The organism is Ensifer sp. BR816, assembly GCF_000378985.1.
In the GTDB taxonomy this organism is placed as follows: domain Bacteria; phylum Pseudomonadota; class Alphaproteobacteria; order Rhizobiales; family Rhizobiaceae; genus Sinorhizobium.
Genome location: NZ_KB905370.1, coordinates 6069957 through 6092741 on the forward strand (window position 1 = coordinate 6069957; position 22785 = coordinate 6092741).

18 protein-coding genes and 1 tRNA gene are annotated in these 22785 nt (G+C 61.0%); 5 read left to right on the forward strand and 14 right to left on the reverse strand.

The window, feature by feature from the left end; translation table 11 throughout:
* Nucleotides 1-49: 49 nt before the first annotated feature.
* The 3 genes from RHIBR816_RS0129355 to RHIBR816_RS0129365 form a co-directional block, all read right to left on the reverse strand.
* Nucleotides 50-1048, reverse strand: a complete 999-nt coding sequence (locus RHIBR816_RS0129355) for a TIM44-like domain-containing protein (RefSeq protein WP_026187567.1) — start codon at nucleotides 1046-1048, stop codon at nucleotides 50-52.
* Between the two features lie 265 nt (nucleotides 1049-1313).
* Nucleotides 1314-2339 (reverse strand): glycosyltransferase family 2 protein, encoded by a 1026-nt coding sequence (locus RHIBR816_RS34675; protein ID WP_052522756.1) that lies wholly within the window; start codon nucleotides 2337-2339, stop codon nucleotides 1314-1316.
* Nucleotides 2340-2535: 196 nt separating this feature from the next.
* A complete protein-coding gene (locus tag RHIBR816_RS0129365) occupies nucleotides 2536-3306 on the reverse strand; it encodes a Stf0 family sulfotransferase (RefSeq protein WP_018240159.1) in 771 nt (256 codons plus the stop codon).
* Between the two features lie 262 nt (nucleotides 3307-3568).
* Here RHIBR816_RS0129365 and RHIBR816_RS0129370 point away from each other — a divergent pair.
* A tRNA-Lys gene (locus tag RHIBR816_RS0129370) sits at nucleotides 3569-3644 on the forward strand.
* Between the two features lie 66 nt (nucleotides 3645-3710).
* On the opposite strand, the gene RHIBR816_RS0129375 is transcribed toward RHIBR816_RS0129370, so the two are convergent.
* On the reverse strand, nucleotides 3711-4628 hold the full coding sequence (locus RHIBR816_RS0129375) for a PhzF family phenazine biosynthesis protein (protein ID WP_018240160.1): 918 nt from the start codon (nucleotides 4626-4628) through the stop codon (nucleotides 3711-3713).
* Nucleotides 4629-5020: 392 nt separating this feature from the next.
* Here RHIBR816_RS0129375 and RHIBR816_RS0129380 point away from each other — a divergent pair, with 392 nt between their 5' ends.
* Entirely contained in the window at nucleotides 5021-6226 is a 1206-nt protein-coding gene (locus RHIBR816_RS0129380) for an MFS transporter (protein ID WP_018240161.1), read from the forward strand.
* A gap of 61 nt (nucleotides 6227-6287) precedes the next feature.
* On the opposite strand, the gene RHIBR816_RS0129385 is transcribed toward RHIBR816_RS0129380, so the two are convergent.
* From RHIBR816_RS0129385 to RHIBR816_RS38955, 6 genes are all read right to left on the reverse strand, one after another.
* Nucleotides 6288-7028, reverse strand: a complete 741-nt coding sequence (locus RHIBR816_RS0129385) for a DNA mismatch repair protein MutT (RefSeq protein ID WP_018240162.1) — start codon at nucleotides 7026-7028, stop codon at nucleotides 6288-6290.
* A 2-nt stretch (nucleotides 7029-7030) separates the two neighbouring features.
* On the reverse strand, nucleotides 7031-8137 hold the full coding sequence (locus RHIBR816_RS0129390) for an endonuclease/exonuclease/phosphatase family protein (protein ID WP_018240163.1): 1107 nt from the start codon (nucleotides 8135-8137) through the stop codon (nucleotides 7031-7033).
* 124 nt (nucleotides 8138-8261) lie between these two features.
* Nucleotides 8262-8705 (reverse strand): TIGR02594 family protein, encoded by a 444-nt coding sequence (locus tag RHIBR816_RS0129395; protein WP_018240164.1) that lies wholly within the window; start codon nucleotides 8703-8705, stop codon nucleotides 8262-8264.
* 671 nt (nucleotides 8706-9376) lie between these two features.
* The gene (gene gfa / locus RHIBR816_RS0129400; protein WP_018240165.1) at nucleotides 9377-9952 is read right to left on the reverse strand and encodes an S-(hydroxymethyl)glutathione synthase; all 576 of its coding nucleotides are present in this window, start codon (nucleotides 9950-9952) and stop codon (nucleotides 9377-9379) included.
* 118 nt (nucleotides 9953-10070) lie between these two features.
* Entirely contained in the window at nucleotides 10071-10226 is a 156-nt protein-coding gene (locus tag RHIBR816_RS37685) for a hypothetical protein (protein ID WP_018240166.1), read from the reverse strand.
* Nucleotides 10227-10267: 41 nt separating this feature from the next.
* Nucleotides 10268-13183 carry a calcium-binding protein gene (locus RHIBR816_RS38955; protein WP_018240167.1) on the reverse strand — a complete coding sequence of 972 codons (2916 nt, stop codon included), beginning with the start codon at nucleotides 13181-13183 and terminating at the stop codon, nucleotides 10268-10270.
* A 500-nt stretch (nucleotides 13184-13683) separates the two neighbouring features.
* Between RHIBR816_RS38955 and RHIBR816_RS0129415 the strand changes: the two genes are divergently transcribed.
* Together RHIBR816_RS0129415 and RHIBR816_RS0129420 are read left to right on the forward strand one after the other, a co-directional pair.
* Nucleotides 13684-15708, forward strand: coding sequence for a BTAD domain-containing putative transcriptional regulator (locus RHIBR816_RS0129415; protein WP_018240168.1), 2025 nt, complete (start codon nucleotides 13684-13686; stop codon nucleotides 15706-15708).
* Between the two features lie 479 nt (nucleotides 15709-16187).
* Nucleotides 16188-17312: a LuxR C-terminal-related transcriptional regulator gene (locus RHIBR816_RS0129420; RefSeq protein WP_026187569.1), complete on the forward strand. Its 1125-nt coding sequence runs from the start codon at nucleotides 16188-16190 to the stop codon at nucleotides 17310-17312.
* Nucleotides 17313-17352: 40 nt separating this feature from the next.
* Here RHIBR816_RS0129420 and csgH read toward each other — a convergent pair whose 3' ends face one another.
* Nucleotides 17353-17655 (reverse strand): curli-like amyloid fiber formation chaperone CsgH, encoded by a 303-nt coding sequence (gene csgH / locus RHIBR816_RS0129425; protein ID WP_018240170.1) that lies wholly within the window; start codon nucleotides 17653-17655, stop codon nucleotides 17353-17355.
* Between the two features lie 72 nt (nucleotides 17656-17727).
* The gene (locus RHIBR816_RS0129430; protein WP_026187570.1) at nucleotides 17728-18087 is read right to left on the reverse strand and encodes a hypothetical protein; all 360 of its coding nucleotides are present in this window, start codon (nucleotides 18085-18087) and stop codon (nucleotides 17728-17730) included.
* Nucleotides 18088-18535: 448 nt separating this feature from the next.
* On the opposite strand from RHIBR816_RS0129430, the gene RHIBR816_RS0129435 reads away from it, so the two are divergent.
* Nucleotides 18536-19861, forward strand: coding sequence for a hypothetical protein (locus RHIBR816_RS0129435; RefSeq protein ID WP_018240172.1), 1326 nt, complete (start codon nucleotides 18536-18538; stop codon nucleotides 19859-19861).
* Between the two features lie 468 nt (nucleotides 19862-20329).
* On the opposite strand, the gene RHIBR816_RS0129440 is transcribed toward RHIBR816_RS0129435, so the two are convergent.
* On the reverse strand, nucleotides 20330-22069 hold the full coding sequence (locus tag RHIBR816_RS0129440; RefSeq protein WP_018240173.1) for a TRAP transporter large permease subunit: 1740 nt from the start codon (nucleotides 22067-22069) through the stop codon (nucleotides 20330-20332).
* Entirely contained in the window at nucleotides 22066-22734 is a 669-nt protein-coding gene (locus RHIBR816_RS0129445) for a TRAP transporter small permease subunit (RefSeq protein WP_018240174.1), read from the reverse strand. Before RHIBR816_RS0129445 ends, RHIBR816_RS0129440 begins: the two co-directional genes overlap by 4 nt.
* Nucleotides 22735-22785: the final 51 nt, after the last annotated feature.

Genomic DNA, 22785 nt, shown 5'->3' on the forward strand with positions numbered 1-22785 from the left:
CGCTGCACCGAGGGATTGGGGCACCGCTCCGAGCGACTTTGCCGCTTCCCTATTCCTCGACCGACTGAATCGCCGAGACCTGCCAGTCGCTGCCTGGCTTGCGCAAGAAGGTCCACAATTCCACGGCCTCCGTCGGGCGTTCGGCGTCGCCGCTGACGACATGGCCCGTCGCGCGATCGCGCATCACGTCGATGCTCTCGTAGCGCATGGCAACCGTCGCATAGCTGGCGCCGCTCTCGCTCCACGCCTCGGCCAAATCGCCCTGGACAAGATGAACGTCGCGGACTTCGTTCTTGACCCCCTTCGTGGCGTTTTCGCCGAGCTCTTCGGCAAGATAGGACATGGCTTCCGGGGTCGTCAGCCGGCGCAGGGCCGCGTAGTCTTCCGCCGCATAGGCCGCTTGCAGCTCTTTGAGTATCGCCTCAAACCGGTCTAGGTCCGGCTGCTCGATTCCGATTTCGTCCGTCTGTCCCCTCGCGGTGGCAGCGGACGCTGTCGCGGAAGCTCCGCTCGCGCCGAGCCCACCCAAACCCTCACTGATCCGCGGGATTCGAAAGGATGACGGCGCCCCTGCCCCTGCCGACGCTGAAGACTGCGCCGACTGAGTTGACGCCGCATAGGCCGGTCTCTGACCGCGGCCGAAGAACCGCATCGCGAAGGTAACGACAAGGAAGATCAGGCCAAGCTGCAGGAGCAATCCCAGGAAACCTATGCCGCCGCCAAAACCATGACCGAGCAGCATCCCGAACAGTCCGCCCATGAGCAGGCCGCCCAGCATCGAACCCCCGAAGCTGTTGAAAAACCCGGGACGATTTGCTGTTCGGTTCTGGGTCGCCGGGCTGGTGGCGGAGGGCACATTCTGCCGTGGCGTCATGGTCCGCTCGATCGGTGCGGCCGGCGTCGGCGCAGTGCGGGTCACCGGCGCTGTGGAAAAGGTCCGGGTGCCACGCGAGCCGAACCCGCCGCCCGCCCGCCGCGCCTCGGCGACATCAACCACTGTAAGAATGGCCACAAGGCCAACCATCGCTACTGCCAGAATCCGCCGCATACTCATCGCTTCCCATCGCAACTCCCGACCGCCAAGCGGCCACGCAGGCTCATATAGAGCTTGAATTGCGGGAGTTTAAGGGTGTGGGGACGAATTATAAGGGAACGCGGCGTGCAACCATAGAGCATTCCGAGATCCTGATGCCGGGCTTTCTGCGTGCGTCGTTCCAGCAAATGGCAAGGAACGCCAGCGCTTACATCACGACATGCTGGACGCAGCCGCTACGTAGATCCACCGCCGCCGATCCAGGCTCTTTCCTGCGCCGTTAAAAGGTGGGAAGGTCACGACCTTTCTTGTTTTCGCGCGGCGCGGCTCGCTCCGACGGGAAAGGGATAGGTGCGATGAAACCGAGCTCGAGCAATTGCCTTGACCCGGAGAACCGGACGGAATGCTCATGGGCAAAGTCGAATTCGCCGGTTTTCTCCAAGTCATCCAGCATCTTGCGGTAAATGGCGGCACCATCGAAATACTGCCCGTCGCTTACCGCCTGCTCGATCTTCTCGCGATAGTCGGAAAAGAACTTGAAGTGCAGCAAGACCCCGGAAATCTCCAGGAAGTTTCTCTCGCACGGCAGCGGCTGGTGAATGCTCACGCTAAGGCTGCAATTCCTGTCCCAGTAGATCAGCGGGTATTTGATGAGCTCCAATACATGCGCGAACTTGCGTTTGCGCGGGCCGCCCGTGATGCTTATCGCCCGCTTGGTGTAGCTGATTTCATATCCGCTGCCATCGAAATGATCGGCGATTTCCCACGGCATGCGATCGTCATTGGTGCCGAGCATGGCCGAACCAAGCGGCTCGATCGGATACATGTCGATCATGGGAGCGGCGAGTCGCTTTTCACCCTGCCGTTCGAGTACCTGGATGAGTTTGTCGAGACGCTGGTGCTCGGAATCCTGATAGATCAGAAACTCGTCGGAATCGACATTGAGATACCACCGATCTCCGCCGTAACGATCGAACAGGGCTTCGCGCCACTCGCGGCCGCGTCGAGCATCGCGATAGCGGAGAGCCGACTTCCACACATCGACATCCGCTTGAGAGAGCAGGTACTCACGGGTGCCATCGGATGAAACGTCATCGACGCAGATGAATCGCGAAACGCCAAGCTTCCTGTAATGCGCCAGGAAGGACGGCATCAGCTTTATGTCGTTGTGCGTATTGAAGACGAGCGGAATATCATCCTTGGCGAGGGGCCGATGACCACCGTCGCGGAGGCAAGTCATATCGATCGCGCGTTTCCTTTTGCGCACCCTTGCCGCGAGCTTGTAGGTCTCATAGCGGGTCAACAAGCGGTCCAGAAGGCTCCTTGGGTTTCGCCCGGTGCCCGAAAGACGAAAAGGATAATGAAGATCGCCCACCATATGCTCCAGTCGGCTGCCACGAGGCGAGCGTTTATCGACATCGCCTCGCGAATTCAACTCCATGGGAAGCGGCGCGGGAGCGGCACCTGCACGCTCGCCGCCACCCGATTGCGGACCTGTCGCATCAGAACGCGAAAGGATATCGCGGCTCGAGGCTGCGCGTCGCCAGTTTGAAGAAGTTTTTGATCTTCCCGGGTATGTGCTCGCGTCGATCATAGGCGTCCAGCAAGGCCGCGGATCCGCGATCCTCGTTGAAGCGGGCAATCCATTCGTCGGTCAACGCGTCACGCTGAACCGCCATTGATGTTCGCAGTTTCCCCTGCGAGGCCACCTGCAAGTGTTCGGCAACGCAGGAGACAAAGGGAGAAGGATCCTGGACAAGGTCCTCATAGACGAACTCGGTGGACTTTGTGCCCGTGAGTTCCAGATAGCTCTGCCAGAAACAGTAGCTGTCGCGAATATAGAAAAAGCATCTCGCTATCTCCTCGAAGTCGTATTGGGGCTCGGCCCTGCCTTCGATATGAGCTGCGAAGCTGCGCGTTTGTCTTGCCCGAGCGTAGGAAATTGCCTGCCGCAAGGTGTCCTCGCGACGCAGGAAGACAAGTGTCACGTCATGCATGGACAGACAATATTGAATGAAGTCGATTCCGTAGAATTCACGCGTAATGAAAAGGTGATTGGGGAATATCTTCAGCCCAAAATTTCCATTCTCGGTAGAACTCTTTCTGATGACTTCCGCGAAAAATTCGTCCCATGACAAGGAGTTCATGTCGAGGCGATGGATTTTCGGAGACAACCATTCGCTCGACTGCCCCATATTCCTCGAACTATTGATAAGTGAGCCAAGCCAGTTCGAGCCGCTTCTGGCCTCGGTCAAAAGTAGATAGCCGCGCATAGTTCTCCGTCAGGTTCACCCAGCACCCCTCCCAGCCGGCGAGTGTGCTAGAGACAAAAATCGGCAAATTGGCGGCATGCCGTCTTCCTTTGACGGCACAACCTCAGGCACCGAGATCGGCTATCAAGAATGCCGGGGCCCGGGCGCCGACCCGTTGGCGAATGGGGATAAAATTTTTCCCAAAAATCTTTCACGGGACGCTGGACAAGCTAGCCGAACGCCATTATACGCCCCACCAGACCGCTGCGACGCGGTCTTGGACGGGTGATTAGCTCAGTTGGTAGAGCAGCTGACTCTTAATCAGCGGGTCCACGGTTCGAGCCCGTGATCACCCACCAAATTTCTTCTCTGTTCCTGCATTTTGAATGGTTGTGGACTCGCAAGATGTCGAGGCTGGCGCCCAGCTAGACCGCCATTTCCCCCTCAGCGATTTTCACCGCATGCCCACCGATCCGCGCGGTAGCGATCTTGCCGCCGGCAATGTCCAGATGCAGGTGAATGAAGGACGGACGGCCCATCTCCACACCCTGCTCTATCAGGATCGGGTGGTGTCCATCGACGAGCTCATCGAAAAGATGAATCGCGCCGGCAAGCGCCGCCGCCGCTGCGCCGGTCGCCGGGTCTTCGATGATCCCCATCTCCGGCGCAAACATCCGCGCATGAAAGCGGGCCATGTGGTTGATACCGCCGCGGCAATAGAGATAGGCGGCGGCGAGCCGCCCTTCCGCCAGCGGCGCGAGCTGTTCCCAGCGCTGCGGATCGAACTCCACCGCCGCAACGGCACCGACATCATGCAAGGGCACCAAGACAAAGGGAACGCCGGCGCTCCAAAAGGAAATGACATGGTTCTCGAAGCCGATCTGCGTCGCCTTGAGGCTGAGCGCGTCGGCAATCGCCTGTCTGTCGAAGCGCGCGTCCAGTCGACTCGGCTTACGAGGCAGATCGAATTCGGCAAATGTCGTTCCCTGCGGCTTCAGCCTCACCGCGGCGCGCACCGTGCCGACCTTCTGTTCCAGCACCTGCATCAAATCGAGCGGCTTTTCGGAATCACCGTAGAGTGACTCGGCAATCGCCACGGCCGCTCCGACCGTCGGATGTCCGGCAAAGGGTAGCTCGTGCCAAGGCGTGAAAATCCTGAGGCGCGCTGAATGCGTGGCGCGCCCCGAGCGCTGTATGAAGACCGTCTCGGAAAGATTGAATTCCTGGGCGATCGCCTGCATTGCCACGTCGCTCAGGTCTTCGGCATCGAACACCACGGCAAGCGGATTGCCCTGAAGACGTTTCTCGGTGAAGACGTCGTAGATCGCGTAGCGTCGTCCCATGCATCTCCCCCGTCGTCGGCACGTTACCCGATGCCCCTACTGCATGTCTCCTCAAATCGACCTCGATTTAGGAAAACCAAGACATGCAGCAAAGGTCGCTGTAGTCCGAGGTTCGGACCGGCAGGGAGCTTGCAACGCCCTCGCCCGCGCGGCAAGGCAAAACTTCCTCGGATTGCCATGACGTTCCGACGCGAGATGCGCCGGCTTCGCGGACCCATCGTCGATCGGAGATCATCAACTCGGTAGCCCCCGGGAATTAAACAACCCTTGTCGCGAAGACGACCTTTCTGCCCGTCACGACAATCGCTATGAGACGTTGCTACAGGTTCTCGGGGAACGGGAGCGCGAGAAGCGGCGTGTAGAATGGTGGCAGGGAAGGACGTGGCAGGAACATGACAACCGAGGCGATGTCACGCAGAACTATTCCGGCCGGCATCTGGGCCCTCGGCTTCGTCTCGATGTTCATGGACATCTCCTCGGAGATGATCCACGCGCTGTTGCCCCTCTACATGGTCACAGTGCTCGGCACATCGACGCTTGTGGTCGGACTTATCGAGGGCATAGCCGAGGCGACTGCCTCGATCACCAAGGTTTTCTCAGGCGCACTCAGCGATTGGCTCGGCAAGCGCAAGTTCCTGGCCGTCCTCGGCTATGGCCTGGCGGCGCTCACCAAACCGATCTTTCCGCTCGCAACCTCCGTGGAATGGTTGGTGGGGGCGCGTTTCATCGATCGCGTCGGCAAGGGCATCCGCGGGGCGCCGCGCGACGCGCTCGTCGCCGACCTTGCCCCGCCGCACCTGCGTGGCGCCAGCTTCGGCCTACGCCAGTCGCTCGATACGGTCGGCGCCTTCACCGGCCCACTCCTCGCGATCGGCCTGATGTGGCTGACGATGGATCACTTTCAGGCCGTGTTCTGGTTCGCGGTGATCCCCGCCTTTCTTTCCGTTGGCGTGCTTCTCGTTTGGGTCAAGGAGCCGGACCGGCCGCAGGACTTGCGCCGGGTGCGCATGCCGCTGCGCCGTGATGAACTCAGCCGGCTCGGATCGGCCTATTGGTGGGTCGTGGCCGTCGCCGCGGCCTTCACGCTGGCCCGCTTCAGCGAAGCCTTCCTCATCCTGCGCGCCCACTCGATCGGCATGTCCCCGGCGCTGGCGCCGGTCGTCCTCGTGGTCATGAGCTTCGCCTACTCGCTCTCGGCCTATCCCGCCGGCGTGCTCTCCGACCGCCTGAACCGCTTGCCCCTTCTTGTGCTCGGCCTTTCTCTCCTGGTCGTGGCCGACCTTGCCCTCGCCTTCACGACAGGCATGGTGGCGCTCGGCATTGGCGTCGCGCTTTGGGGGCTGCACATGGGCCTTACCCAAGGATTGCTGGCGACCTTGATCGCCGACGCGGCGCCGGCGGAACTGCGCGGCACCGCCTTCGGCATGTTCAACCTGGTGACAGGAATCGCCCTGCTGCTTGCCAGCGGCATCGCCGGCGCTCTCTGGGACATCGCCGGGCCGCAGGCAACCTTCCTCGCCGGCGCTGCCTTTTCCCTCTTGACGATTTTGGGGCTGGTTCCGGTCAGTTCCCGGCTCCACCGGCGTGACAGAGGATGAGTGCGACAATCCAGCTTCGATAGCGAAGCCGTGCCGAGCGCGCATCGACAAGTTCCAAAGGCTACTTGATTTTTCGCCGAGCAAACAGCCAATCGAGCATTGGTGGGATAAACGCCGGATAGTTGTGCGCATGCGGCTCGGGTCCACGGATCGCCACGGCCCCGTCGATCTCCGGATGCGGATCGTCGGCAACGTGCGCCGCCACGCGCGCGACCACTTCGTCTGCCGTGGCGGCCAGCCGGAAAACGCGGAAAACTGTGACCGTGCCGTCCAGGTGAATGGCGTGCCAGCCCGGGTCGGCCGTGGCCTCGGAAAGCGAGAGACCGGTTTCCTCTCTGACCTCGCGGGCAATATTGCCGGCAACATCGCAACGCCCGTCGACGATGTCCTCCGGCTCCAGCGAGCCGCCCGGGCTGTAGACTTGGCCGGGATTGGCCGTATGCGCGCCCATTCGGATAGCGATCATGGCGCCATCCGAGGAAAGCAGCATCGGCATGCCGAAGAGATGACATGCACCCGGCCCACGCGTTCGCCGCCACCACAGAAAGGTCGAATAGGGAACGATATGCGCCAGCGCGGCGATGCGTCCATCGGCGATGCAGATCGCCCGCTGCAGCACCATCCTGCCATCGAAGAGATGCGGGTTGGCGGCGATTTCGCGTTGCCAACTTTCCCGCGCCCGCTCTGCCTCGGCGAGGTGGAACGGATGCGGCTCGGGCGAAACCTCTATGTCGATCTCCGAGACGGAAAAGATGGTGCCTTCCGCGGGCCAGCCAGACCGGTTGCTTTCGAGAATGGGCATGGTCAAATATCCAGCGTCATCACCACCGGACAATGGTCCGAAGCCTTGGGTCGGTCCCAGCCGGTGCGCGGATAGCGCTCCACCTCCTGTCCCGCCGGAAAGATCGTCCGGTAGGGTTGGCCGGCGCGAACGATCTCCGGAACGCGGCTGGCATTGCGTCGAGCAAGGGCCGGTGACAGCCAGATGTAGTCGAGCTGGCAGAGGTGTCGCTCTTCCGGACCGCGGCTGTGGAAGAGCGTCCAGCGATCGAGCACCGGACGTCTCGACATAGGATTCTCGGCAAAGCCGTCATAGCTGAGAATGTCGAGCGCGCTCGCCTCTTCGTCGTGCGGCACGAATTCGTAGCCGTTGCGACGATCGCCGCGGACGACTATTTTCTCCTGATAATCGTTCATGTCACCACAAATCGCGAACATCTTGTCGGCCGTATGACCACGGCCGAACCGGTTTTCGACGACGTGGCGCACTGCGTTCGCTTCCGCGGCGCGAATCGCCATCGTCGCTTGTCGCCCGTCGAGGCCGTCGCGGGCCGGTCCCATCGATTTGAAATGCACCACATAGAGCGTCAGCGGCCGGCCACCGATTCGCAAATCCACTTCCAGGCAGTCACGCTTGAAGATGCGATCGCGCGGGCGGTTGGTAAGCGCCAGTTCGTCGTTGAAGAGATCGAGATCCTCATAGGTCAGCGCCGCATGGCTCTTGACCTCCAGGCATTCGATCTTCTGCCCGTCGCGCGTCTCCTCGCGCATCAGCACCGCCACGTCGATACCGCGGGAGTCGTTGCCTTCGATCAGATACTTCTGCCGGTATCCGTTGCCGACCATGCGGAAGAGATATCCGTATTCGAATGCCTGCAACGCCGCCATGTTGTCGGCCTCCTGCAGGCAGAGAATATCCGCATCGCAGTCGGCGATGGCGAGCGCCGACATCTGCCGCGTGTCGTCCGTATGCGCGATCGTGCGCGCTTCCTCAAGCCGCTGATATTCCGCTTCGCTGCGCACGTCGAAAAGCCTTAGCACACGGTCCTGCTTGAGCTGGTTACGGAAGCCGGAAAAATCGAAGCGGCTGAGTAGGTTCTCTATGTTGAAGGTGGCGAGGCGAAGCGACATCGGGCAAATCCGTAAATGGAATTGCCACGGAGATTAGTGCGGGGCGAGCAAAGGTGTAAAGCGATCCCGTGCCCTTCCGCGTCCGCCAAAAGGGCTTGTCAGCGGTAGCAGCTTGCATTCTGTTTTATCGCCTGACGGCAACCACTTGGCCGCGACTGAAATAGGACAGTTGCACCCTTCCGGATTGGTTCCCGCCGATGACGCGCGCGGTCGATTTCGACAGGGCAGACAGGATGCCGACGTGGTAATTCCGGCCGGTTCTGACCACGATGACATCGCCTGGGCGTGCGTAGGAGAGCTTGATCGGCGCGCCGAACCGGAGCCACGACCGCGCAAAACTGTAGCTCTGCGGCGGTTGCCGACCGGCTTTCCGGGCGATCATGCCCATGAAGTGTCCGCACCACGGCGTGCGTGCCGGGTTGATGCCAAGCGCGGTGCGTAGCCGTTTGTTGTTCTTGACTTCGTGCAGGCCCGCATATTGCTGGGCCTGGGCCAGCATGCCGGCCGACGCGATGTCCGGGGATGTAAACGCGACAAGTGCCGCAGTCAGAAACGCCGCAACCTTCATGTGTTGGGTCTCCTTTGTGCACAGCCGGCCTCATGCCGGCATGCGCCCGCCTCTGCGTTTCCGTCCACCGCACTAGGTTCGCCTTCCACAGACGCTCAAAATTTGCGCGCAAGATATCGCCCGCGCTCGGAGGAACATCCCGAGCGCAGATGAAATGCTTCGGAATCAAAGGGCTAGAGCGTCCTTGCTCGAGGCGTGTCCAAAACGCACGGCAACTTGCACAGGTCACCGCACGCGAACCTTTGCATGGTTCCGGCCGAGAGCAGTGCTCTGGCAACCACGCAAACACACCACGCCTTCGCTACGAAGTACGAAAGACTCTCTAGCGCTTTGAGGCTGCACGTCCCTTTCGCCGAAACCCGAAATCGGGCTCTAGGCGCGAGGTTGCAGCCGGCCCGCGAACTGCGATGGCCGTGCCCCAACCTGATGGCGGTCGCTGTACGAAAAATCCCCTGCCAGCCGTTGGTCAGCGGTCGGGACTTTGCCGGTGAGGTGCAGCGAAATTGTGGCAAGGATCGCGCCTAAGCTCCGCAAGGCGCGCATTTCTACGTCGATCTGCCTGAATTGACCCCAAAATGGTGCGCTTCCCCCGCCATGCACCGAGATTCTGTGCGCGCGCAATTCTGGCGGGCACCGGTAGCAACGCGCGCAGAAGCACTGAAAAAGTGCCGCTATTGCTTGAGCGCGCCACTCTTCTTTGCTGTCCAGGCAGCAATGAAGTCCATAAGGTCGGGCGACAGGCAATCGTACGGTTCAAGGCCGAGCTGCCTGAGGTGATTGCGGACCGAATTCATTCTGGATGGGTCGATTCCGGCTTCGATGATTGAAGAGACGAAGGCTGCGAATGTCGGTTCCGGCCATCCACGCTCCTGGAAGCGTTCCGGATGTATGAAATCGAGACCATGGAACGCGTGCTCGCGCTCGACCGGCCCATACATATGCACGCCGCATTCCCTGCAGCGATGGCGCCGGATCAGCGCCGCTGGATCGACGATCTCCAGCTTGTCGCCGTTTTCAAGCACGCTGACATTCTGATGAGGGGTGACCGCCACGATGGAGAATGCTGCATCGGCCGGTTTCCAGCATTTCGTACAGCCGCATGCGTGATTGTGAACGATACCGCCGGATATCCTGACTTTGACCGGACGGTCCCCGCAGGCGCAGACGAGCGTCCCGCCGCTGAAGCCTGGATCGCCCTTGGCGATGCCGTTGTCGAGCCATGGATGCAGTGGGATGGGGGTTTCCATTCGTTCCTCCCTCGGCCGGTTTGCACCCCGGTGCCGCACCTGTCCGGTTCCGCGCAACCCTTTCAAACGTAGATTTGCTTCAAACTTAGCCGCAGTTCGCGCGACGCGGCCGCAGGCTTCAACCATGAGAATAGCACTGAACATCCTCGTTGCCGAATGCCATGTCGAGGCCGTCGGCCACCGCCCCTGCGCCCTCGACGAGCAGCGAATACCTGACCGGTGACGCTGCCGGCTCCGGTGTCTCCGACAGGAAGGCGGGGCGGGATGCTGCCATCCCGCCCCGTCCGCGATCACAACGACGTGCAACTAAGCCGATCAGAACAGCGAGAAGTCACTGGTCGAGAGCGTCGTGACGCCCTTGAGGATGGCGACCAGTTCCAGGTCCGCCTCGGTGCCCTTGCCGTCGGCGTCGAACCACAGCCGGCCGTTGTCGCTCTCGAACAGGAAGGTGCCCTTAGTGCTGGTCGCCACCGGATCGGCGCCGACGACGAGCGTGACGGTCGCGTCGGCGGCGGCAATGCCGTAGTCGCTGCGGTCGAGCATCAGCTTGTCCTGGCCGCGGGTGAAGTCGGTGATGACGTCGCCCTCGCCGTCGCGGCCGGAGCGGTCGAAGACGAACAGGTCGTTGCCGGCACCGCCGGTCAGCCAGTCGTCGCCGGCGCCGCCGTTCAGCCGGTCGACGCCAGCGCGGCCATCGAGAACGTCGTCGGCACCGCCGCCGTTGAGAGTATTAGCAGCCGCGTCGCCGCGAATGACATCGTCATTGGCGCTGCCATTGATGATCTCGAAATTCTTCACCGTCAGCCCCTGCGCCATGCCCCTGTTCGAGGCCTGGCTCTGCAGGTCGAGCACGACCGAGATGTCGCTGGCATCCTTGAAGGAGAGCGTATCGGTGCCGATGCCACCATCGAACACATCCGTGCCGCTGAAGACCGTGCGGGTCAGCGTGTCGTTGCCGGCGTCGCCGAATAGGCTGTCGCTGCCGGCACCGTCGGTGAGCACGTCATTGCCGTCTGCGCCATGAAGCGTGTCGTTGCCGCCATTGCCCTCGAGCCTGTCGCCGAGCTTGCCGCCGGTGACCGTGTCCTTGCCGGCGCTGCCGAGATAGTTCAGCACCTCGAAGGCCTTGAAGGAGGTGGTCGTATCGACGGTGGCGCTGCCGGTCGCGAAGCTGAAGGCGATGTCCTTCGTCTGGTTGCTTGCATCGAGGTCGAGCGTGTCGGTACCGGCACCGCCATCGGCCGTGTCGCCGATCCCGGCATAGACGCGATCGTTGCCGTCTTCGCCGGAGATCCTGTCGCGGCCGCCGTAGAAACCGACGCCGTCGCCCGCGAGCGTGTCGTTGCCGAGACCGCCGGTCAGCGTGTCGTTGCCGAGATTGCCGGCAAGCACGTCGTCGCCGGCGCCGCCGGTCAGGCTGTCGTGGCCGCTGCCGCCGTGCAGCGCGTCATTTAATGCGCCGCCGACGAAAATATCGTTGCCGCTGCCGCCGACGAGTTTCACACGCTCGATGTTCTTGACGGTCACCGGCGCATTGCTGACGGTCACCGAGGGGGCGAGCTTGAAGGTTATCCCGGCGGTGTACTTGGAGAAATCGATCGACGCGAAGTCCGTACCGGTGCCGCCGTCGAGCGTCAGCTTGCCGGTCGAGGCGCTGCGCGCGAACACATCGTTGCCGGTGCCGAGATCGACGGTGTTGTGGCCAATCACGCTGCCGCTGTCGCCGACGCTGACAGTGTCGTCGCCGTCGCCGGCGTTGAGGGCATTGGTGCCGCCGAAGTCGACGAGGCGGTCGTTGCCGGCGCCGGAGGACAGGCTGTCATTGCCGGTGCCGCCGTCGAGCACGTCGGAGCCGGCGGTGCCGATCAGCGTGTCGTTGCCGGCATAGCCGGAGAAGTTGACGCTTTGAGCGGACCCGACCGACTTGACGACGTCATTGCCGGAGCCGAACTGCACCTGGTAGCGCTCGAAGTTCTTGAGCGAAGTCCCCTCCGAAAGCGTGGCGCTGGCGGTCGTCGCAGAAAAACTCAGATCCGCCGTTGCCGTCCGACGGTCGACGGTCACGTGGTCGGTCCCGAGACCGCCGTCGCCCTTGTCCGCCCCGCCATCGCCCAGTTCAACCCGGTCGTTGCCGTCGCCGGCAACGACGCTGTCCTTGCCCAGACCGCCCTTGACATAATCGTCACCGGCACCGGCATTGACGATGTCGTCGCCCGCCGCGCTGTCGATGATGTCGGCACCGGTGCTGGTGGTGATCGTGTTGGCGCCGGTGCCAGTCGCGGTGATGGTATAGTTCTCCATGCCGATGAAGGTGGTGCCGCCGGCGAGCGTATTGACCAGCGTCGCCGCCTTGGCGGTGAAATTGCCGGTAAAGTTCGTCAGCACCAGGCGATCATTGCCGCCGGCGTCGGTGATCGTGTCCTTGCCCTCGCCATAGCGGTAGGTGATCGTGTCGTTGCCTGCCCCGCCCTCGACCTTGTCGTCGCCGGCGCCGCCGTCCAGCGAGTCGTTGCCGACGTCACCGAAGAGGCTGTCATTGCCGATACCGCCGGATACGGAATCGTCGCCCGTGCCGCCGCGAACATCGTCATTGCCGGCGTCGCCGGAAAGAAAGTCCATTCCCTGGTCACCGGTGAGGATATCGTCATCGTCATCGCCGTTGAGGAAATCCGTGCCGTAACCACCCTTGAGCGTGTCCTGGCCGAGCCCCCCCGCGAGGACGTCGGCGCCGCGGCCACCGGTCAGCTTGTCATCGCCGGCACCGCCGGTGAACATGTCGCTATAGTTGCCGCCGGTGATCGTATCGGCGAAGTCGGTCCCGGTGATGCTGAAAGCCTCGACATTGGTGGTCTTGATGTTGCCGATCAGCGTCTGCGGGGCGATCCAGTCCTTGATCGCGATGTTCACGCCAGCGGTAAGGTCGGAATAATCGACCATCAGACGATCGGTGCCCGAACCGCCATCAACGATGTCGCCGGCACCGGAAAGCGGCACGTCGGCCATGATCGTGTCCTGACCGGAGCCGCCGTTGACGGTATCGCTTTCGTCGCCGCCGTCGAGAAAATCATTGCCGCCGTTGCCGTTCAGCGTGTCCTGGCCGGTATCGCCGGAGATGAAGTCCCCCTGGAACGAGCCGCTGAGCGTATCGTTTCCGCCCATGCCGAAGATCTGGTCCGCGCCGAAATCGCCGTTCAGCGTATCGGCGCTGTCACTACCCGGTATCATTGCCATTCGTTGTTCCTCGTATTTGTTCGATAGAGGCTTCCTTCGCCGGAAAAAGAGTTCGGCGTTGAAGCAGATTGAATTTTCGGAGATGCTGCCCGGCGTCGTGACGGGCCTAAAGGTTAGGAAGGCGCCTGCATCAACGAGTCTTGTTCATCGCCTAATCTCCTCGAGTCCGGACGACCTACGTCCATGTCCGTCATATTGTTCAGGAATTTCCCGGCCGATGTTCCCGCAGGAACAGTCGGATGACAGCGAACCACGCTTATTGCGGTCCATGAGTAATTGTGAATGGAATAGCGTAATCATGTGCACGACATTGAGGCTTTCTGATTGTGATAGACGCGGCGCATTCTTTTAGGTTGCCGGCGATCGCCGTGACGCCTCACTGCCACATACTTCCCTGCCTGCCCCCCCGAAGCGACTCTCCGCAGTTCGACGCCGCTTGTCGCATTGCGGCGCATCCGACCTGCAAACTGAACATGAGCCAACCGTGAAAAGAGCATGAAATGAATGAGAACCCGAAGCTTTTCGGAAACGCCCACGCCGGAGAACTGAGCTTCACGCTGCTCGGAGGATTCGCGGTGCGCTCAACTGGCGGTCAAACCCTGAACCTGCCGACGGCGAAGGTCAGGCTCTTAGCCGCCTATCTGGCGGTGACACCCGGCCAGTTTCAGGGGCGTTCCAAGCTCTGCGCGCTCTTTTGGGAGGATCGCAGTTCGGACCAGGCCCGGGCAAGCCTGCGCAACGCCCTGGCCGCGATCCGCACTGTGCTCGGCGACCATGTGCTGATTGCGAGTCGCGAGGCGGTCATGTTCGATCCGGCATACGTCTCGACCGACGTCTACGAACTCGAGGCGCTGGCAAAAGGGGACGCCGGTGTAGCAGGGGTCGAAACGGCGCAGCGACTGTCGGCGGCCTTCCTGGAAGGCTCGACTATCTCCGGTGAGGAACTCTCGGAGTGGATCGAGTTCGAGCGGACACGATGTCGAAATCTGTCCGAAACGCTGCTTGGCAGGGCGGCCGAACAGCTTGCGGCCACTGGCGAGGAAGCCGCCGCGGTAGCCCTCGCCCAGCAATTGGTCTCGCTCGACCCCTATCGGGAAAAGAGCCATCGCCTGTTGATGCGGCTCTATGCGCAGCAGGGGGAGCGCTCGCTCGCCATCGCCCAGTTCCAGAAATGTCGGCAACTGCTGGCCGACGAACTTGGAACCGAGCCCTCGCCTCAGACAGTGGCCTTGGCGGACGAGCTTTCAGTGGAAGGAGTACCGGCGCACGAGAAAAGGCGCGCGGCAGCGGAATCCGCATCAACGCGGCAACAAACGACGGGCGCGGCGCAGGCCGACTTCCGCATTTCCATAGCCGTCCTCCCCTTCCTCCATCCTGTTGAAGACGCCGATCAGTCGTTCCTCGCCGAGGGTCTCGCGGAGGACCTCATTACCGAGCTTTCCCGCCACAAGGATTTCCTCGTGATAGCACGACAATCCAGTTTCGCGTTTGGCGACGTGCCCCGCCGCGCCGAACAGGTCGCCCAGGATCTCGACGTGCGTTACGTACTCACTGGCAACCTCAGGCGTCGAGGCGACGATCTAAGCCTCGGCGTGCAACTCATCGACACCGCAACGCATCGCACGGTCTGGGCCGAACGCTACGCTCGAAAGCTTGACGCGTTGTTCGCCGTCCAGGATGAAATCATCAGCCGGATCATCACCGCCGTCGACGCGGAGGTGCGGTCTTCCGAACGCGAGCATGCGGCGCGCAAGCTACCCGACACATTGGACGCCTGGGAACTTTTCCACCGCGGTCTCTGGCACATTTACAATTTTTCGATGGACGAAGTCGACACCGCGGAGAAGTACTTTGGACAGGCAACGGCACTCTACCCGCTCTTTGCGCTTGGCCATGCCGGTCTTGCTCAGGCCGCGGTCGTCCGCATCGTCTGGCAGATGTCGGACAATATCCCCGCGACCCTCGAGTCCGGTCTCAACCACGCCCGTTATGCCGTGACCCTCGACGGCGCCCATCCCTTCCCCCACGTCGTGCTGGGCAGATTGCTTACTTGCCAGGGGGAGCTTGCTCTCGCTCACGACCATCTGCGCATCGCAACCGAACTCAACCCCAGTTACGCCCACGCCCACTACGCCCTGGCGCAGGTGCATATCTGGGCCGGGCAAGCTGCTGACGCTCTGCCTTACATAGACCGAGCGATCCGCTTCAGCCCCCGAGATCCTCTTATCAGTATATTCATGACTGTGCGTTCGGTCTGCCTCTTCCTGTCCGGCGATATCGCTGGTGCAGAAGCCGCGGCCCGTGCTGCGATTGCTCGCCAGGCGCGTGAAAATTGGTCGCGGTTGGGGCTTGCCGCGGCACTTGTCGAGAGCGGCAGGATCGACGAAGCGAAGGCAGCCGTGGCCGAGGCCAAGGCGCTCCTGCCGAGCCTTTCGATCGCATCCTTGGATGGACTGATCGGCCGAATGGTACCGGCAACGCGCCACCGCATCATCGAGGTTCTAAAGCGCGCCGGGCTGGAATAGCCGGGTTTGCGACGGCGATGGAGACAGTCGCCGGCAGAATTACGCTGCAGCGCAACAATTCGACAAGCAATTGATAACATTGGGCGCAGGACGTTCCATAGTCGGCCCTCCTTGTTCTTTTTTGGTGCGACGCAATGCAATTACCCCTCTTGGATCGCAACAATGCTCTGGAGCAATTGCTAAAATACATGTATCTTTTGAGCTAGATCGTCCTTGCGAGGGGAAGAAATCCGAGGATTAGTCGAAGCAACAAGACAAAGATTTTCTATACCAAGCCCAGAGTAGCGCCTGCCGGCTCACATTTTCACGATCTGAGAAAATGACTTGCATAATCTTCTTTAACGCCCTGCTTGATCAGACATTTTTTCTATGAAAGGCCGATTTCTGCACCACCGATTCATCGTGAACGAATTATGAACCCAATTTGATATTGCGTGTGTCGTCATTGAAAGGGGCTTTTGTAACCGGAGTACTAGACGATGTCAGATGCGTACCAAGACAAGTTGTTGCTTAGCCTCATTCAAGCAATTTACGAAACGGTGTTATTGCCTTCGGCTTGGGATCGAATTGTTGTGGATCTGACGAAACTGGCGCGGGCGGAGTCCGGCGTCATCCTCGGATTCGAAGGACTGGACAACAGGAAGATCAGCCTCGCCGTCAAGGGCGTGCAGAGGTCCGCACTGCTGGACGTGGATACGCTTTCGGCTCTCGACGACGCCACGCTGGCGATGGGCTTGGGAGCGATTGCCACCCTGCCCGTGACGCTGGCGAACAGTGCCCCATGGTCTTCCGCCTTGCGCCGCTGCTTCGGTGAGGACGGCAAAATTCTCATTCTGCTCGTGTCGAAGGAAGGAAGCCGGCGCATTGTCGTCGCCTGTTTCTTCCCGCACGCGGCCGATAACAACCTGGCGATTGCCGCCGAAACGCTGATGAAAGTTCTTCCGCATTTTCAGACGGCCTTCGCCTTGCAGAAAGCGATGGTTAACGAACGGGAAAAATCGACCCGCACGGAGCGGGCTCTGAGAAGCTGCGCTACGTCATCAGCCATAGTTACCGCTGACCTTCGCGTAAAATTTGCCAACCGCCGATTTGGTCGATTCGTCGATGCCCCGGGCTCTTACATCGAGTTCAGGGAGGAGGCGCTCGAATTCCAGGACGACGAGCTTCAATCGGAGATCGAAGATCTGATCGAGCAAGCGGGCGTCAACAAGCACGATCATCACCTGCGCTGGGCAAAGAGCAAGCGAACCGGGGTGAGCTGGATTGTCAGCGTCGATTTCTTGTCGTTTGGCAACGACACCTATCGATTTGGCAACGTCTTCTCCAGCAACGAGCCGAGCTTTCTCCTGACGATCCGCGAATTGAGCCGGAACACCTTGCTAACGCCCGAGGATATCAAATCGGTGTTCGGGCTCACACCAACGGAAGCTGCGTTGGTGCATTCGCTTGCCAACGGCGACGCTCCCTCCGACATCGCCAAACGCCGGGGCGTTTCGAAGAACACTGTCCACAATCAACTGGCCTCGGCGATGGGGCGCCTCGGGGTGCGCCGCCAGGCGCAGCTTTTGAGTTCGCTCGCCGTGCTCTCTTTTTTCACGAAGTGAACACCGCGGTGCATCCGCGACCGCCAGGCGTCGTGTCGCGTCAAGGAACCGAACTTTCGCACAGCAGCGTTCCGTCGGCCCGATAGACAGACAAGCGGGCCGCCCAGACGTCAGGCGCGGTGCTGACCAGGATCGTTGAGAGCTCTTGCCGTCCTGCCCGCAGGCTCGCGAACTCGCCGGCTTGCACGTTCGTGGATGATCCCGTCGTCACCTTGAAGTGATAGGTTCCCCTTTCGCTCCAGTCGCTGTGTAACGTCGCGACCAGGGAGGTCAGGTTGTCGAGGCTGTGTTGCTCGATCACGCATTCTATCGGGGCATAAGCAACTGCATCCAGGCTGATCATGGCCTCGTCTCCGAAAGATTTAAGACGAATATAGAAGACCGGCCGCCTTGGCGGCCGGTCGATCGAAAGCGATCAGTCCTGCACAGTTATGGAGAGGTTTCCCTCGCCGTCTTGGTGGGTCAGCGACTTGTTGCCCCAGCCGAACTGGAACGTGCCGGAGGCGTTGTACTTGCCCTTCTGCAAGGTGATCGCCTTATGGTCCTTTCCGAATTGCGCCGTTCCCGAAATGTTGCCGTTGCCATTCTGGACCGAGACGGACTGGTTGCCCTTCCCGACCTGCCCGGTGCCGGAGAAGTTGCCCCAGCCGGACTGGCCCGTTGCAGACATATTGCCGAAGCCCGACTGGCTGGTGACGGATACGTTGTTGCCGGCATACGCCGCAGAAACAGCCGAAAATGCGAGAAGCGCGGATATTGCGAGGGTTTTAAACATGACCATGTCTCCCACTTGAACGCCATCATGGCGCAAGGAAACCGTCGCAAATTAACACCATTTAGTATTCAACGACACCTAACTAGTAGAACTGTATGTCTCATACGTATGACGAGAGTTTTATCACAGCGATGTCGGCACATTCGTTCGTGAATTTGGTGGGTTTATACTATATGAATTGCAGGAATTGACCCAACCCAAAGGTTCATATTCCCCTCAATTGCAATCTTTCATATTTTCTCAAAATCCCATTGCTCGTTTCCGGCGACATCGTTCGCGCGCAGAGACGGCGCAGCGAGGCCACTCTTTCTTTACCAATTGCTGAAATACTATCAGCGAACGCCTTGTTCGCCTCGATACGGATCCGCCAAACGCGTGAAATCCAGGGGCCCGACTGAGCAGTACCGAGTGTCAGTGGATAGGGGAAAACGTTCTGAACGCCGACGATGTGGAGCGGCATTCCTCGACCGAAGGGCCGCGCGGGAGCATCACCACGTTCCTTGTTCGATTGCCGGGCGGCTTCGCCGGTGTCTTGGCGATCTTTGCCTGTTGCCAGCAGTCAACCGATGTTCGAGCCGACGAGCCGGTCAAGGCGACGTTGAATTCGCCCGACGTCCCGACTTTCTCCTGGAATTTTGGCGCCAGGTGGGACGACATCGACACGCCGGACCTATTCTCGCACGTCGCGTTGCTGGGCACGCCCCAGTCTGGTCCCGATCCGCCCGATACAGTCGGCATCAGATCCGCTTTCTCCTTCCGGCTGCCGCTTGAGGATGCGGGATTCGGCCCGTTCTTCCTGGAGTTGAACGGGGCGGTGTCACATGCAAGCGGCACCTCCTGGAACATCGCGCGGCCAATCGGCAACAGCTTCGACCTTGCTGCCGGCGACCCGGCCGGTGGGAGTATCTCCCTGGCGACGGCCACGGATCCGATGGGAGCAACCGCCGCCGGCACGATCCATTTCACGGATAGCTCGGGCGACAGCGCCTCAATCATCGCCCTCGCCCACTCGCCGGCAGGAAGCGGCAATGCCGTCACCCAATATGCGACCAGTGGCACGCATACCGGCGCAGCGTTCCTGGCGCTGGTCACCGGTGGCGGTACCCCGTCGGCCGCCGCTTACGCCGCTTTCGCCGACGATCGCGGCCTCTTCTTCCAGGCGCTCGGCGAGGTCGATGGAAGTGTCGCAGCATCGACCCTGGAGCAACGCTCGAGCCAATTCGATCAGACGCTCTTGCTCGGAACTTCCCTCGATCTTGGAAACGGCTGGACGATCACCCCGAGGCTCGGCCCGACCTATCGTTCGACAAGACGGGACACCGTGCTCCGCACGGAAGTCGACATCGATGAAAGCGTCGCGTCCGGTGCCGTGATTCCGGCAATCGGCTATCATGAGAAGGTAGAGCTTTCCGCCGACTATTACGGCGTCGTCTCCGGTTTCAGCGCGGAGAGATCTGTCGCGGAAAACGTTTGGCTTCAGTTCAACGTTAGCGCGGGTGTCGCCCACTATCGGGCGCGCCTGGACAATCGCGCCACCGCAGTCTTCCCCGATGCCGGCGTCACCCTTTCCTCCTCCGAGCAAAGGCGAAGCGGCGGCACCTTCCTCGCCGATATCAGTGCCGCTGTGATCTTCTCATCACAGGAAAGCCTTTCGGTGAAGTTTGAGGCCGGCACCGGTTTCCTCGCCGACGTGCCGATTTATCGGACAGGCACGCTCGGAACGGACGAGACGCAGAGCTACTATCTCGCTGTCGGGCTGCAACATCGGTTCTGACGAACGGCCCCACGGTCATGAGCCCAAGCGCGCCACTCCCCCGATGTTGCCGCAGCCGTCAGCTTCCTGTCGCCGTTGGTGGCATGGCCATTCCCGAAATATACGGCAGGTTGCGCAAGAATCGATCGTGCACCGTTACATTTCGCCCTGAAAAGTTACTGGACCGTGGCGGCTGATCTGCGAAGATGTGTCGGCAAATCAGCGAATTGATTTCAGTATCAATTTAGATCAGAGCTCACTGGGAAGTGAGCTCTGATTGGAGAAGCGAACCGGCGGAGCTCGCGGCGGCTCACGGGGAAACGTGCTGATCGGTATAGCCCAAAGGCATTACAGGGCGGGCGCGACATACCGCCAAAAATAACTTCGCCATAGGTGGGACATTTCACCGCATTTTTTGAGGGCCCGCTTGCTGACCGCGGGCCCTCTCTTTGTCTCAAGACACCGCGGCACCGTTCGCCGGACCCCGCCTCAGCCATAGAGATAGTTCGGCAGCCACAGCGTCATGCCAGGCCAGACATACATGATGATCATGCAGACAATGACGATCAGCATATACGGCATCATGCCCGCGAAGATCTGCCTGAGCGTGACGTGCGGCGGTGAGACGCCCTTCAGATAATAAGCCGACATGGCGACCGGTGGTGACAGGAAGGCCGCCTGGAGATTGACGAAGACCAGAACACCCCAGACGATCGGATCGATGTCGAAATGCCTGAGCATCGGCAGGAAGATCGGCACGAAGATGATGATGATCTCCGTCCATTCGAGCGGCCAGCCGAGAACGAAGATAATCGCCTGCGACAGAATCATGAACTGCAGCGGCGTGAGATCGAGGGCAAGCACCCATTGCTCGACGAGAGCCTGGCCGCCGAGGATCGCGAAGACCGCGGAAAAGAGCGCCGAGCCGACGAAGAGCCAGCAGACCATCGCCGTCGTCTTGGCCGTCAGGAACACCGCTTCCTTGGTTCTCTTCCAGTTGAGCGTTCCGGCCTGCAGTGCGAGCAAAAACGCCCCCGCTGCCCCGACCGCGGCGGATTCCGTCGCGGTCGTGATGCCGAAGAGTATGACGGCAAGCACGACGATGGTGAGAATAGCAAGCGGCATGACGGAGGAGGCCAGAAGTTTCACCACCTGCAGACGCTCCGCAGTCATGTTCCGGTAATAGCGCACGATGAGGATCAGCGCCACTGCCGCCGCCAATCCGAACCACAGGTAGAAACTCGTCGCCGGTCCGTCGGCAACCGCCGGCCCGGCATCCGTCGGAGCTGCCCCGAGTTCCTCCAGTCCCTCCGGCGCTTCGGCTTCGACCGCCTGCGGATGGATGACCACATACCACCAGACAAGTGCCAGTGTGCACGCGGTCAGAAGAAAAGGCACGAGCGCTGCAACTGCATTCTTGGAGAGCTTCCAATAGGTAAATCGCCCTTCCTCCGTCTCGATCGCCAATGCCCTCCGCGGCGAGACGAGCGCGGTCAAAAGCCCGACCAGCATGTTGCGCGAATAGAGTGTCTCGAAGCGCCTCATCCAGGCCGGCACCGGAACGCGCGTCTGTTCTTCAGGCAAGGCCGGCGCGATCTTCGGGTTGAGCGCCGCCCAGCCGAGAACATAGGCAAGATAGAGAAGCGCCAGAAAGAAGCCGGGGAACATCGTCGCGGCATAGAGCTTGACGACCGATTGCCCGGCGACCGCTGCGTAAACGATAATCATGACCGAGGGCGGGATCAGGATGCCGAGCGTGCCACCCGCGGTGATGACGCCCGAAGCGAGCTTCACGTCGTAGCCGGCGCGCAGCATCGGGTTCATGGCGATCACCCCCATCAACACCACCACCGCACCGACCAGGCCGCTGGCGATGCCCCAGAAGGTGCAGATGATGAGTGTCGTCACCGCAAGCGACGCGGGCACGCGGCGGAAGGAGAGCTGGACGCTGTAGAACATCTTGTCAACGAGGGCGCCGCGCTCCATCACGTAGCCCATCAGCACGAAAAGCGGGATGCAGATCAGCACGTCGTTGGTCATCGCGCCATAGGTGCGCTGGACCATCAGATCGAAGACGCGGTTGTCGATCCAGTGCTCGGCGGGATTGTAGAAGGCGTAGAAGCCGAAGACCATTCCGAGCCCCATCAGCGTGAATGCCGTCGGGAATCCCATGAGGATCACGACAACGATCAGCATCAGCATCGTCAGTCCGAGAAACGGATCGCTCACGGCTCCTCCTCTCCCCCGAGGCCGCGTTGCCGCGCCGCTCTGTCGATGTCCTGTGCCCGCTCGATCGCCGCCTCGCGCGCCTCTATGTCGACATGCTCGCTATGGGCAAGCTGCTCGGCGACGACGTCCATCTCCTCGACGTCCTCCATTCTGCGTGGCCATTCACCGGTCCTCAGACAGGCGATGCAGCGCACGATCTCGGCGACCCCCTGCAGCATCACGAGAGCGCCGGCCACCGGAATGACGGTTTTGAAATAGTAGATCGGCGGGCCTTCCGCCGTCACGGTCGAGTGCTCACCGATCCGCCAGGAAAGTGCGGCATAGTCGTATCCGGCATAGACGAGGGCCGCGACGCCCGGCAGGAAGAAAAAGACGTAAAGCGCGAGATCGAGCGCGGCCTGCGTGCGCGGCTTCAGCGAGCTGTAGATGAAATCACCGCGCACATGAGCGTTCTGCGCCAGCGCATAGGCACCCGCCAGCATGAACAAGCTGCCGTAAAGCATGTTGCTCGCGTCGAAGATCCAAGCGGTTGGCGCGTTCAGGATGTAACGTTTGAACACCTCGACGCAGACGAGGGCCATCAGCCCAATGATCAGCCATGCGGCAGCCTTGCCGACCAATACGCTGATCTCGTCGATCCTGATCAAAAAACGCTGAACGTCCACGCGCTCCCCCCAAATGGCCCACGCTCCGATCACGCGTCACCGGCATCGGCC

Coding starts and splice junctions, on each gene's coding strand:
- RHIBR816_RS0129355 (WP_026187567.1), bottom strand. CDS start 1,048: ATGCGGCGGATTCTGGCAGTAGCGATGGTTGGCCTTGTGGCCATTCTT.
- RHIBR816_RS0129365 (WP_018240159.1), bottom strand. CDS start 3,306: ATGCGCGGCTATCTACTTTTGACCGAGGCCAGAAGCGGCTCGAACTGG.
- RHIBR816_RS0129375 (WP_018240160.1), bottom strand. CDS start 4,628: ATGGGACGACGCTACGCGATCTACGACGTCTTCACCGAGAAACGTCTT.
- RHIBR816_RS0129380 (WP_018240161.1), top strand. CDS start 5,021: ATGACAACCGAGGCGATGTCACGCAGAACTATTCCGGCCGGCATCTGG.
- RHIBR816_RS0129385 (WP_018240162.1), bottom strand. CDS start 7,028: ATGCCCATTCTCGAAAGCAACCGGTCTGGCTGGCCCGCGGAAGGCACC.
- RHIBR816_RS0129390 (WP_018240163.1), bottom strand. CDS start 8,137: ATGTCGCTTCGCCTCGCCACCTTCAACATAGAGAACCTACTCAGCCGC.
- RHIBR816_RS0129395 (WP_018240164.1), bottom strand. CDS start 8,705: ATGAAGGTTGCGGCGTTTCTGACTGCGGCACTTGTCGCGTTTACATCC.
- gfa (WP_018240165.1), bottom strand. CDS start 9,952: ATGGAAACCCCCATCCCACTGCATCCATGGCTCGACAACGGCATCGCC.
- RHIBR816_RS37685 (WP_018240166.1), bottom strand. CDS start 10,226: ATGGCAGCATCCCGCCCCGCCTTCCTGTCGGAGACACCGGAGCCGGCA.
- RHIBR816_RS38955 (WP_018240167.1), bottom strand. CDS start 13,183: ATGGCAATGATACCGGGTAGTGACAGCGCCGATACGCTGAACGGCGAT.
- RHIBR816_RS0129415 (WP_018240168.1), top strand. CDS start 13,684: ATGAATGAGAACCCGAAGCTTTTCGGAAACGCCCACGCCGGAGAACTG.
- RHIBR816_RS0129420 (WP_026187569.1), top strand. CDS start 16,188: ATGTCAGATGCGTACCAAGACAAGTTGTTGCTTAGCCTCATTCAAGCA.
- csgH (WP_018240170.1), bottom strand. CDS start 17,655: ATGATCAGCCTGGATGCAGTTGCTTATGCCCCGATAGAATGCGTGATC.
- RHIBR816_RS0129430 (WP_026187570.1), bottom strand. CDS start 18,087: ATGTTTAAAACCCTCGCAATATCCGCGCTTCTCGCATTTTCGGCTGTT.